The following is an 11,705-nucleotide window of genomic DNA, read 5'->3' as shown; positions in this document are numbered from 1 at the left end:
GTACGGCCGCCGGCTACTTGTCTTCGCCGCCGAACAGCGTCCGCGTCATGTCGTCGACGTCGACGGAGCCCTCGACCGCACCCTTGACGGTCGGGCCCAGCAAATCCACCACCGGCACCAGACCATGACCCATGTCGAGGACCTTCTGCGCCGGCTGGCTCTCGCCGCCGAGGTAGTTCTTGTTGAACTCGTTGCCCGCCTCGTCGTCGCCCCACGGACGGCCGCCGTTGAGCGTCTCGATCCTCGCGGCGGCATTCCGGAAACGCGTGGCCAGCGCAGCGCCGGCGGCGCTGAGCTGGTCGGCACCGTCCAGGGCCGCGTCGGGCCTGACGAAGGTCTCGCGCAGTTCGCTCACCGCTTCTCCTCCCCGGGCAGGTCACTGTCCAACTGACGGAAGATGCCGTCGAGATCGTGGTCGATGTAGGCCTGGAACTGGCTGTCCGGAACGTACGGCTTGAGGAGTTGCTCGACCTCGGCCATGGCCTTCTCGCTCGCTCGGCGGATCGTCTCGGTGACCGTGGCGGAGAGCTCCTTGGAATCCGGCCGGCGATAGATGCGGGGGTCGAACTCGACCTTCGTCACCTGTCCACGGGGCCCGGCCGTCACGGTGACCAGGCCGTCGTCGGAGGTGACCGTGGCCTTCACCGCCTTGATCTTCTGTTGGAGATCGCCCACACCGGAGCGCATCCGCTCGAACTGCGCCATCAGTTCGTCGGCACGCGCGCGTAGCGCCTGTACGTCCATCGCGTGTCCCTCCCCGCGCACGTCCACTTCCTGCCGTGCACGTCCGCCCCTGCCGCCCGAGTCCACGTCTCACCCGCGCATTGGGCCTGGCGACTCGACCATACTGAATGGGCGCGACATCGGGGTGGCCGGTCTGTGGCCGAGCGTCGTTAGGATGCACCGGCACCGGTCGACGGGAGGTGGGCAGGCGATGTTCCGTGACCGTCCGATGGCGGCGTTCGCCCTCGTGGGAGCCGTCCTGGCCACGATGGTGACCGCGCCCGCCCCGACTCCGGCCCGGGCCGACCCGCCGATTTGCCGGAATCCGAGCGATCCGGGAGAGATGAACATCGAGACCCCGTGGCACCAGCGGTGGTTGGCGCCGCAGCGGGTCTGGCCGTTCAGCACCGGCGCGCGAGTGAAGGTCGCGGTGATCGACTCCGGCACGGACAGCACCCATCCGCAGATGGCCGGACGGGTGGCCACCGGCTTCGACGCGTTGCGCGGCGCGCCGGGAGGCGATGTGGACTGTGTCTCCCACGGCACCGCCGTGGCCAGCATCATCGCGGCCGGCCAGATGGAGGGAGTCGGATTCTACGGCCTCGCCCCGGGCGCCACGATCGTGCCGATCCGGGTCAGTGAGCGCAACGCCAACGATCGGGCCGCGACCGGCGGCGACACCGTGACCGGCGAGGTCTTCGCCCGGGCGATCCGGCGGGCGGTCGACGAAGGTGCCAAGGTCATCAACATGTCGGTGACGCTCTACTACTGGGACGAGGACGTCGAGCAGGCCGTCAAGTACGCGGTGGATCGGGACGTCGTGCTGGTGGCCGCCGCCGGCAACCAGCACCAGGACGGTGCCCGTCCCGACCCGGTGCCGTACCCGGCCGACTTCGACGGGGTGATCGGCGTGGGCGCCGTCGACCAGAACGGGGCCCGGATCAGGCAGTCCCAGATCGGACCGTACGTGGACGTCGTCGCCCCGGGCGGGGCGGTGGTGGCCGCCACCCGCGTGTTCGGGCACAGCGTCTGGGACGGCACCAGCTTCGCCGCCCCGATGGTGAGCGCCACCGCCGCGCTGATCCGCTCGGCGGAGCCGAACCTGTCGGCCAAGGAGGTCACCCGACGCATCCTGGCCACGGCCGACCCGGCCCGCGGCGACGCCGAGGCCGGCTACGGCGGTGGGGTGGTCAATCCGTACCGTGCCGTCACCGAGCGACTGACCACCGCGTCACCGGTGGCCCAGCCTCCACTGCCCGACGTGCCCTACGACGCCGCTGCGGTGGCCCGCGCCGAACGGTGGGCTGTCTTCGGCCGGTGGGCACTCTGGATCGGCCTGCCGCTGGCGGTGCTCGCGGTCGGTGTGGCGGTGCTCGCGGCGTTGCTGCCGCGCGGCCGCCGCACCCGTTGGCAGCCCACCCGGCCGTCCACGCCACCCGCTCCGACGCCCGAGCTCGACGAGCCCGAGGAGGCGTTCTTCCGGGTACCGACCTCGACGCCACGCCGCTGACCGGACCGGGAACACCGACGGCCCGGCACAGGGCCGGGCCGTCGAGCTGTCACTCGGGGTGGCGGGGTCAGCCGCCGAACTTCTGCCGGTTCGCCGCCTCGCGGGCCTGCATCTTGCCCGCCGACTCGCGCAGCGCCCGCTCGATCCGGGTGAGCAGATCACGCAGGTCGTTGGCGGCCGACTCCCACTCGCCCTGCCGCTGGAAGTACGCCTCGCGGGCTTCGCCGTCCCAGGTCGCGAGCAGCGGAGCGATGCCGGACTTGAGCCCGTCCAGCTCGCTGGTCATGTTCCGGACCGCACCACCACAGCTGTCCGCCGCCGCGTTGAGGCCGGCGAAGTTGTACCGAATCTCCGTCATGACTTTCTCTCCCCCGTCAGAGCTTCAGCGCCGCGGTGATCTGGCCGGCGGTCGCACCCGCCCCTTCCATGTCCGCCCGGACCTCCTCGTCGCTGACGTCGTAGTCCTTACCGGCCGATCCCACGGCTTCGGCGATCGCGCGCAGCGCGACGTTGAGCCGGGCCATGTCCTGGTCGAACCGCTCACGGACCTGGTGAAAGGATCCCGCGCCGGCACCCTTCCACTGGTCGTACAGCGGAGCGAGCTGGTCCATCAGCGAGTTGAGGTTGCCGGTGAGCCGGTCGGCGACGGCATCGACGTCACCCTCGGTCTTCAGCATCAAGCCGGTGTCGGTGTTCATCGACATGGCGGAAGTCACCCCCGTCCTCGTTCGATCGCCCCGCGTCACCGGGGGCGGCGTGTCAGTCGGCGCTCACGCACCATCGTCGTACGAACGGTAACGGGTCACGTCCAGTCGACGCTAGACCGGGCGACCGGCTCGCACCTCCATTGTGGCTGGTCGGATCACTCCGGATCGAGGGCCCGCTTGGCGATCGCCGGGTCGAGGGCGGGACCGGCGGGCAGCCGGACCACCAGGCTGGCGGGCAGGCGCACCGGCTGCACGCCCGAGTAGCCGAGCATCGCCGCCACCCCCTCCGACGCCAGCGGATAGCGGTAGCCGATGTCGGTGACCAGGTTGAGGGTGCCGGTCCGCTGGTCCGGCGAGGGCACGGCATCGACCAGGACGCCGAAGCCGGGTGCGATCACCACCCGGTCGGCCAGCGGAATGCCGTCGCCGGTCTGCTCACCGGTGCGCACCGGTTCGCGTACCGGTTGCACCTGGGCGTCGAGCAGCAGCGTCGGTTCGTCCTGGTCCGGCTGGTACGCGGCACAGACGGCGGGCTGGTCACCGGTCAGTCGGGCGATCTCGGGCCGCTGCTCCGGGGCGCGGTGTCGGCCCTGAGCCGGCGTCTCCCCCTTCGGCGCGGCGGCGGCGGTGCCGGCGGCGAGTTCCAGTGCCCGTGGCTCCGACCCGTCCGGGTACGCCGAATGAGTCTCCGGGTCGGCCAGCACCACGTCCGCCTGCACCGGGGTCAGCGGCACGAGCCGGGTCCGCTCGGCCAGGTAGTGCTGGCGGGTGGCGTTCTGGCTCTCCACCACGAAGACCTGACCGATCCGGGCGTTCGACACCGCGGTCGAGGCCGCACCCCGGTCGGAGACCCGGCGAGGTGCGATCGGTTCTCCGGCGGGCAGCGCGTTCAGCCAGGCGCCACCGACCTCCACCACCGGCTCGGCGCTCATGGTGAGCCCTTCCAGCACGACTTTCTCGTTACGGATCTCGTACCGGTGGTCACGCCAGACCAGGTGCAGCCGCTCGGTCTTGCGGTCGCGTACCAGCAGCGCCGCGTCGCCGGGCTCGCGCCCGCCCTCGGGTGCCCGACCGACGGTGAGCACCGTGGTGGCGACGATCCCACCGGCGGCGTTACGGGCGGGCTGCGTGCACAGCGTCCACGGTCCATCCAGGATCCGGTTGGACGCCGGCAGCGCATCCGGTGCGAACGGGATGCCGATCCGGGAGCCACGGGGGGTGCCGACCAACGAGTTGCGGGAGACCGACACTGTCGGCGCTGCGGACTCCATGGCCAGCAGGGCCGAGGCGTAGTTGAGCACCGGGTGCAGGCGGCCCTCCCGGTAGAGGTAGCGGGTGCCGGTCTCCTTCTCCAGGATGACCGCACCGCCCTCCTTCCACTTCGTGGCGCCTCCGGGGCGCAGCAGGCCGTAGACGCCGACCGCCCCCAGGAACAGCACGGCCACCATCACGCTGGCGAAACCGGCGCCACCGAGCCGGCGAAACGGCGCGGACTCCGGGTCGGGCTCGCGCGCCACCAGCGCGGAGGTCATCCGTTGCACGAAGAACTGGTACGACTGGACCTGGTCCCGCCGCGACGGCATGGCACCCCTCCCCCTGGCGTACACCGGCACGGTCACGTGGGCCGCACCGCGCGGTGCCTACCATATGCAGGGCGCCGGGCCAGCCGGTGCCCGCACCCGGACCCGGCCGGCGAAACCGAACTCGGCAGCCCGAGGAGTCGTTCGATGATCAGTCGTGAACAGGCCCTGGCCATCGCACGCCAGTGGGCCTCCGCCGGCCGACCCGGCCCCGAGCCCGAGGTCGAACTGTACGAGTTCGACCTCGGCTACGTCGCCTGGCGAGTAATACCGGCACGACCGATCACGCACGGACCACCCGCTCCTCCGGCATCGACCGGCTACCCCAATGCGGTCATCGACCGCGAAACCGGCGACGTGTCACAGTGGGCATCGCTACCTGCGCAGTTGGTTGCCGAGCAGTACCGACAGCATCGCGCCGCCGAGGGACGCTTCCCGCCGGACGTACGGCAGGTGCTGGACAAAGCCGGCTGGCGGCCCGGCCGCGACGCCACCGCCGCCGTGAACCACTGGATGCGACGCTTCGCCGACGAACTCACCGGACTGGAATGCTCCCCCGCCGCCCGCGCCGCACTGATCGAATTCGGCGGACTGCGACTCCCCCAGTTCGGTGATGACGACGACCTAGGCGGAGGTTTCACCAGCTTTATCCATCCCACCTTGGGTGGCGTGGCCACAGAGGGCGCCCGGGAATTCGTGGAGGAGTTCAACAACCCGGTCTATCCGATCGGCAACAACGAGGACGGCCCCTCCGAACTCGTCGTCGACGCCCAGGGACGCGTCTTCATGCTGCACTGGGCCGACGACTTCTTCGTCGGCCCCGACATCGACTCCGCCATCGTCAAACTCATCCGAGGCGGCCCGATGGCCGAGGCCAGCGACCTCGACTGGCAGACCTGAGGGTCAGCCGTTGATGGCGCGCATGAACGCGTAGAGGCCCAGCACGCTGCACGCCACCGGCACGATGGCGAGCTGGAGCAGGATGTCCAACACGTCGCCGAGGCGGGCCAGCCGGGGTGACGGGGGGCGTCGGCTGTAGGCGAGCCCGGCGGCGGCGGCGAGCCCGGCCGCGACCAGGGCCACCGGCAGCACCGCCAGCACCCGGGCTGCGGTCGACGCGTCGGCCGCGCCGACCAGGGGCAGCAGACCCAGCCCCGCCAGGCCGACGGCGAGCATCGGCACCCGGTGCCGGACGGTCGACACCAGCCGGGCCCGCAGCAGGTAGCCGAGCGAGATCACCCCGGCCAGCAGCAGCGCGGAGACGGCGCCGGTGGCGGTGAGCACGACCAGGCAACTGACGGTGATGACGAAGGCCCCGAAGATCATCCCGGTGAGTACCTCGTCGGCGCGGGCGGTGGCCTGGTAGACGATCTCACGCCTGGGTTGCGGCTCGTCTCGCAGCAGATCCTCGGCGGTACGCGGCAGCGCCGGCATCGGCATCTTCCCGAGCCGTACGGAGAGCAGCGGCATCGCCGGCAGCAGCAGGGCCACCGCGCTGACCACGACTGCGGTGCCCTGGGCGGCGTCCATCGAGCCGAAGGCCAGCAGCCCGCCGACCATGCCCCAGAATCCGACGAACACGGCGGCCACGAAGACCCGGGTCGCGTCCCCGACGCCGAGCAGGCCGAGCAGGCCGGAGAGGAGCAGCACGGCGGAGCCGAGCAGCACGTGCGGCGCGCCCAGCGCCCAGACCGACTCACCGGAACCGATGACCAGCACGCCGCCGACGAAGGCGTAGGGCAGCCCGGCGGCGGCGACGACCGCCCCGGCCAGGGAGTCGGCCATCGCACGGGACAGCACGATCCCGCCGGCCAGCAGCACTGCGGCCGTACCGAGCGCGACGGCGCCGCCGATCCAGCCGGGCTCGGTGGAGGTGACGATCACGACGAGGCCGAGCAGGAGCAGCACGCCGGCCACGATCAGGCCGGTCAGTCGGGTCGCGAAAGGGGTCCAGACGACACCGCGACGTCGGGCGCCGTCGGCGACGGCCTCCATCAGGTCGTCGTACGCCAACTCCGGCCACTCGGTGCGGCGCGGCACCAGGTGCAGCGTCTCGCCGTCGCGGATGCTCTGCGCGGCGAGCGTACGGGTCAGGTCGATGGCGTTGCCGTCGCTGCGGCGCAGCGTCCACCCGCCGTGACTGGTGCCGTCCGACGGTTCCTCGTCGGCCTGGCGCAGCACGGCGGGCAACAGTCCGACGAGCGGCAGATGCTCGGGCAGCGCGAGGTCCAGCCGTCGGTGGGGGGCGACGACGGCGATGCGCGCGAGTCCGGTTCCGGCCTGGGTGACCACTGACGACCCCTCGGTACGAGGAGCGGGCCGATGGGCCCGCGGCTGTCCTGACGGGAGAAGGCTACCTACCATGTGCCGGTGACGTGGGTGCCGGTTCTCCGCGACGGCCGAGCGCACGGGGGTCCCGGGCGTACGCACGACGCCCGCGAGAGGCAACGGAGGTCTGTCACGTGAGCACGGTGGTCGTCAAACGACCCGCCCGGCAGCCGGAGCCGGAGTACCCCTCCGGCGAGGTGCTCCTGGAGGCGCCGCCCGAGGTGCCGGCGCCGACCGGTAAGGCCTGGGGGCAGATGATGATGCTGCTGCCGATGCTCGCCGGTTCGTTCGCGATGGCCCTCATGTTCGCCGGCCGGGGCGGATCGACTCTCGGGTACGTCACCGGCGGCCTGTTCGGGCTCTCCGCCATCGGCATGCTCGCTTCGCAGCTGAGCAACAATTCGGGCGGACCGGGCAAGCAGGAGATGTCGCAGCGGCGCCGGGAGTACATGACGCATCTGTCGCGGCAGCGGCGCCGGGTGCTGAAGACGATCCGCAAGCAGCGCGAGGCGGCCTTCTACCGGCATCCGGACCCGGACATCCTCTGGTCACTGCCGCTGGGGCAGCGGTTGTGGGAGCGTCGGCGCGGCGACGTGGACTTCGGCACGGTCCGGATCGGCCTGGGCCCGCAGGAGCTGGCCACGCCCCTGGTGCCGCCGCCGGCCACGTCGCTGGAGAAGCTGGAGCCGATGTGCGCGCTGGCGTTGCGTCGCTTCCTCACCACCTACGGTGAGGTGCCCGACCTGCCGGTGACGATGGCGCTGAACGGGTTCGCCCGGGTGCATCTGCGCGGCGACATCGAGGCCGCGCGGGGCATGGTCCGGGCGGTGCTCGCCCAGGCCGCCGCGTTCCACGCTCCGGACGACATGCTGGTCGCGATCTGCGTGGCGCCGGACCGGCGGGCCGAGTGGGAGTGGACGAAGTGGTTGCCGCACGCGTTGCACCCGTCACGCACCGACGCGCTGGGCCAACTGCGGCTGGTGGCACCCTCGGTGACCGGCCTGGAGGCGATGCTCGACGACGTGCTCGCCAGCCGGCCCCGGTTCAACGCCAGCGGCGGTGGTCCGCAGGTCTCCGGTCCACACGTGCTGGTGGTCGTCGACGGCGGTGACACCGCTGGTTCCGATCACCTGATGACCGAGGGCGGGGTGGAGGGCGTCACCCTGCTCGACCTCTCCACCCCGGCACCGCGTCTGCTCGACCGGGCGCGGCTGGTGCTGGAGGTGTCGGCGGAGCGCAAGCTGGACAGCGTCACGGTGGACGGGCCGGCGGAGATCGGGCGGGCCGACGACTGCCGGCCGGCCGAGGTCGAGGCGCTGGCCATGCAGTTGGCTCCGCTGCGCCTGTCGGCTGCCTCCCGGGGCGGCGGCGACACCCCGCTGACCAGCGAGTTGGGCCTGGCCGACCTGCTCGACATCGGCGACCCGTACGAGTTCGACGTGGACCGGGCCTGGCAGCCGCGACCCAACCGCGACAAGTTGCGGGTCCCGATCGGGATCGGCACCGACGGTGGGCCGGTGGAGCTGGACCTGAAGGAATCCGCGCAGGACGGCATGGGGCCGCACGGGCTGCTCATCGGCGCGACCGGTTCCGGCAAGTCCGAGCTGCTGCGCACCCTGGTGCTGGCGCTGGCGGCGACCCACTCGTCGGAGAGCCTCAACTTCGTCCTGGTCGACTTCAAGGGCGGCGCCACCTTCACCCGGCTGGACGGGTTGCCGCACACCAGTGCGGTGATCACCAACCTGGCCGACGAGCTGCCGCTGGTGGACCGGATGACGGACTCCATCAACGGCGAGCTGGTCCGCCGGCAGGAGCTGCTGCGGGCCGCCGGCAACTACGCCTCGCAGCGCGACTACGAGAAGGCCCGGGCGGCAGGCGCCCCGCTGTCGCCGCTGCCGAGCCTGCTCATCATCTGCGACGAGTTCTCCGAGCTGCTCACCGCGAAGCCCGACTTCATCGACATGTTCGTGCAGATCGGCCGGGTCGGCCGGTCGCTCGGCGTACATCTGCTGCTGGCCAGTCAGCGGCTGGAGGAGGGGCGGCTCCGGGGGCTCGACACCCACCTGTCGTACCGGATCGGTCTGCGGACCTTCTCTGCGATGGAGTCGCGGGTGGTGCTCGGCGCCACCGACGCGTACGAGCTGCCCCGGTCGCCGGGCCACGGCTACCTGCGTTTCGGCACCGAGCCGCTGGAGCGCTTCAAGGCCGCGTACGTCTCCGGCGCGTACCGGAGCAAGACCGCCGCAGCGGTCGCGGCCGGTGACGGCGGGGATCGGGTACGCGAGTACACCACCGCCTACGTCGCCCCGCCGGTGACCCGGACGCCGAAGCCGGAGGAGGAGCCGGAACCGGTCGACGGGGTCGGCGAGAGCGTGCTGGACATTCTGGTCGGCCGGCTCGCCGGTCGGGGTAAGCCGGCGCACCAGGTGTGGCTGCCGCCGCTGGCCGAGCCGCCGACGTTGGACCAGTTGCTGCCGCCGTTGACCGCCGACCCGGCGCGCGGGGTGACCGTGGCGCACGCCGGCCTGCTCGGCGAGTTGCAGGTGGCGGTGGGCATCGTCGACAAGCCGTTCGAGCAACGCAGGGACGTGCTCTGGTTCGACCTGGGCGGGGCGGCGGGTCACGCGGTGATCGTCGGAGGTCCGCAGAGCGGCAAGAGCACGCTGCTGCGTACCGTGGTCACCTCGCTGGCCCTGACGCACACCCCTCGGGAGGCCCAGGTGTACTGCCTCGACCTCGGCAGCAGCGCGCTCTCCTCGCTGCGCGAGCTGCCGCACGTCGGCTCGGTGGCGACCCGGCTCGACGCCGGTCTGGTCCGGCGTACGGTGGCCGAGTTGCAGTTGCTGATGGGCGAGCGGGAGCGCCGGTTCGCCGAGCGTGGCGTGGACTCGATGTCCGAGTACCGGCGGGCGCGTCGCCACGGGCAGCACGACGACGACCCGTTCGGCGACGTCTTCCTGGTGATCGACGGCTGGGCCACGCTGCGGTCGGAGTTCGAGGACCTCGAACCCACCATCAACGACATCGCCAACCGTGGTCTCTCCTTCGGCATCCACCTGATCGTCACCGCCGGGCGCTGGATGGACCTGCGGCCGGCCGTACGGGATGTCTTCGGTACCCGGCTGGAGCTGTGGCTGGCCGACGCGAGCGACTCCAACCTGGACCGCCGGGCGGCGATGAACGTGCCGGACAAGTCACCGGGACGCGGCATCACGGCGGACGGCCAGCAGTTCCTCGCGGCGCTGCCCCGGGCCGACGGCGCGCAGGAGTCGGAGACCCTTCCCGAGGGGGCCCGCAAGCTGGTCACCGACCTGGCCGCCGCGTGGCAGGGCCCGGGTGCCCCGCCGATCCGGTTGCTGCCGCCGGTGGTCCCCTACGGCAGCCTGCCGGACACCGGCCGCCCGGGGGTGCCGATCGGCATCGCCGAGGTGGACCTCCGTCCGGTGCACCTGGACTTCGCCGCCGACCCGCACTTCATCCTGTTCGGCGACGGTGAGTCGGGTAAGAGCACGTTCCTGCGGGCGCTGGCGCAGACGATCGTCGACCGCAACGAGCTGACCCGGGCGCGCCTGGTCCTCGTCGACTACCGACGCAGCCTGCTGGGCGACATCGACTCGCCGCACCTGATCGGGTACGGCTCCACGGCACAGGTCACCGAGGGCATCGTGACCGAGGTCGCCGCGGTGATGCGGGACCGGCTGCCGCCGCCGGACATCAGCGCCGAGCGGCTGCGGGCCCGCGACTGGTGGAAGGGCCCCGACCTGTACGTGCTGGTCGACGACTACGACCTGGTGGCTGGCGCGGGCAGCAACCCGCTGACCCCGCTGCTGGAGTTCCTGCCCCAGGCCCGGGACATCGGCCTGCACCTGATCATCGCCCGCCGGACCGGTGGCGCGAGCCGGGCATTGTACGAGCCGGTGCTGATGCGGCTGCGGGAGATCAGCACGCCGGGCATCGTGATGTCCGGCAACCGGGACGAGGGCGTGCTGCTCGGTACCGTCCGACCCGGGCCGCTGCCCCCGGGCCGGGGCTGGCTGGTGTCCCGGCGCGGCGGGACCCGACTGGTGCAACTGGTGCACCTCCCACCGCGCTCCTGAGCACGGTTCGGGGTTGCCCGGACGGGCTAACGTCGGCCAGAGTGGATTATCGTGCGCGGCTGCGGGACCGCCCTCACGGGGCGAAGGCCGGCCGCGCCCGGTGCCATGTGAGTGATCGGGGGAGGGACATGGGCGACGAGTGGCTCGTCGACGAGGAGATCAACGTCGACATCCAGCAGCTCAAGGACTTTGCGCAGGCGATACAGAAGGAGCTTGACGAGAACTTCCGGCCCAGTTTCGAGGGCGGCCTGCAACCCATGCTCACCGTGCAGGCGCCGTTCGGCGGCGGCGGGATGAAGGAGGCCAGGTTCTTCCGTGGCCGGCACGACGAGAGCCGGATGGCGGTGTCCCACCTGATGGGCGACGCGATGAAGGGGCTCGTCGCGCTCAGCACCGCCGCCATGTCCATCTCGGCGGAGTACCTCACCGGGGACGCGCTCGCCCAGGCCACCAACGACGACGTCTTCAACGCGTTCCACGCGGTCGACGGTCAGGAGACGCTCAGCGGCGCGTGGCAGGAGGGCGACGCCACCGATCCGGCCGAGACGGTTCCCCAGGAGGCGACCGACCCGGTGACGAATCCGTACCACGGCACGGACCCGATCCCGAGTAGTGATCGCGAGCAGACGCCGGAGTGGGCCCAGCGGGAGGTCATCGGCGAGGGCTCGGGCGCGTACGTGATCCCGGGCGACAGTGAACGCATGCACGGCGACGATCTCCGACTGGACCAGTCGAGTCTGCAGTGACGGCAGGGCGGAAC

Annotated in this window: 10 protein-coding genes; 4 read left to right on the top strand and 6 right to left on the bottom strand. The window is 71.6% G+C overall.

The genetic code is table 11. The features are described from left to right. Positions 1-13: 13 nt before the first annotated feature. On the bottom strand, positions 14-355 hold the full coding sequence (locus ID554_RS16385) for a hypothetical protein (RefSeq protein WP_117229910.1): 342 nt from the start codon (positions 353-355) through the stop codon (positions 14-16). Continuing rightward, entirely contained in the window at positions 352-744 is a 393-nt protein-coding gene (locus tag ID554_RS16380) for a YbaB/EbfC family nucleoid-associated protein (RefSeq protein ID WP_117229911.1), read from the bottom strand. Before ID554_RS16380 ends, ID554_RS16385 begins: the two co-directional genes overlap by 4 nt. 190 nt (positions 745-934) lie before the next feature. Between ID554_RS16380 and mycP the strand changes: the two genes are divergently transcribed. Next, positions 935-2,233, top strand: coding sequence for a type VII secretion-associated serine protease mycosin (mycP, locus tag ID554_RS16375; protein ID WP_223884113.1), 1,299 nt, complete (start codon positions 935-937; stop codon positions 2,231-2,233). Between the two features lie 67 nt (positions 2,234-2,300). Here mycP and ID554_RS16370 read toward each other — a convergent pair whose 3' ends face one another. The 3 genes from ID554_RS16370 to eccB form a co-directional block, all read right to left on the bottom strand. Then, positions 2,301-2,591: a WXG100 family type VII secretion target gene (locus ID554_RS16370; RefSeq protein WP_117229912.1), complete on the bottom strand. Its 291-nt coding sequence runs from the start codon at positions 2,589-2,591 to the stop codon at positions 2,301-2,303. Positions 2,592-2,607: 16 nt separating this feature from the next. Further along, positions 2,608-2,937, bottom strand: a complete 330-nt coding sequence (locus tag ID554_RS16365; protein WP_117229913.1) for a WXG100 family type VII secretion target — start codon at positions 2,935-2,937, stop codon at positions 2,608-2,610. Between the two features lie 158 nt (positions 2,938-3,095). Next, positions 3,096-4,523: a type VII secretion protein EccB gene (gene eccB / locus ID554_RS16360; protein WP_117229914.1), complete on the bottom strand. Its 1,428-nt coding sequence runs from the start codon at positions 4,521-4,523 to the stop codon at positions 3,096-3,098. Positions 4,524-4,667: 144 nt separating this feature from the next. Here eccB and ID554_RS16355 point away from each other — a divergent pair, with 144 nt between their 5' ends. Then, positions 4,668-5,420 (top strand): SUKH-3 domain-containing protein, encoded by a 753-nt coding sequence (locus tag ID554_RS16355; protein ID WP_117229915.1) that lies wholly within the window; start codon positions 4,668-4,670, stop codon positions 5,418-5,420. Between the two features lie 3 nt (positions 5,421-5,423). Here the strand turns inward: ID554_RS16355 and eccD are convergent, their stop codons facing one another. Then, positions 5,424-6,812 (bottom strand): type VII secretion integral membrane protein EccD, encoded by a 1,389-nt coding sequence (gene eccD / locus ID554_RS16350; protein ID WP_117229916.1) that lies wholly within the window; start codon positions 6,810-6,812, stop codon positions 5,424-5,426. Positions 6,813-6,982: 170 nt separating this feature from the next. Here eccD and eccCa point away from each other — a divergent pair, with 170 nt between their 5' ends. Beyond that, positions 6,983-10,945 (top strand): type VII secretion protein EccCa, encoded by a 3,963-nt coding sequence (eccCa, locus tag ID554_RS16345; protein WP_117229917.1) that lies wholly within the window; start codon positions 6,983-6,985, stop codon positions 10,943-10,945. Between the two features lie 128 nt (positions 10,946-11,073). After that, a complete protein-coding gene (locus ID554_RS16340) occupies positions 11,074-11,691 on the top strand; it encodes a hypothetical protein (RefSeq protein ID WP_117229918.1) in 618 nt (205 codons plus the stop codon). Positions 11,692-11,705: the final 14 nt, after the last annotated feature.

It is taken from the genome of Micromonospora craniellae (genome assembly GCF_014764405.1).
Classification (GTDB): domain Bacteria; phylum Actinomycetota; class Actinomycetes; order Mycobacteriales; family Micromonosporaceae; genus Micromonospora; species Micromonospora craniellae.
Note: the sequence above shows the minus strand (reverse complement) of the source record. Positions and strands in the feature narration are given on the sequence as shown.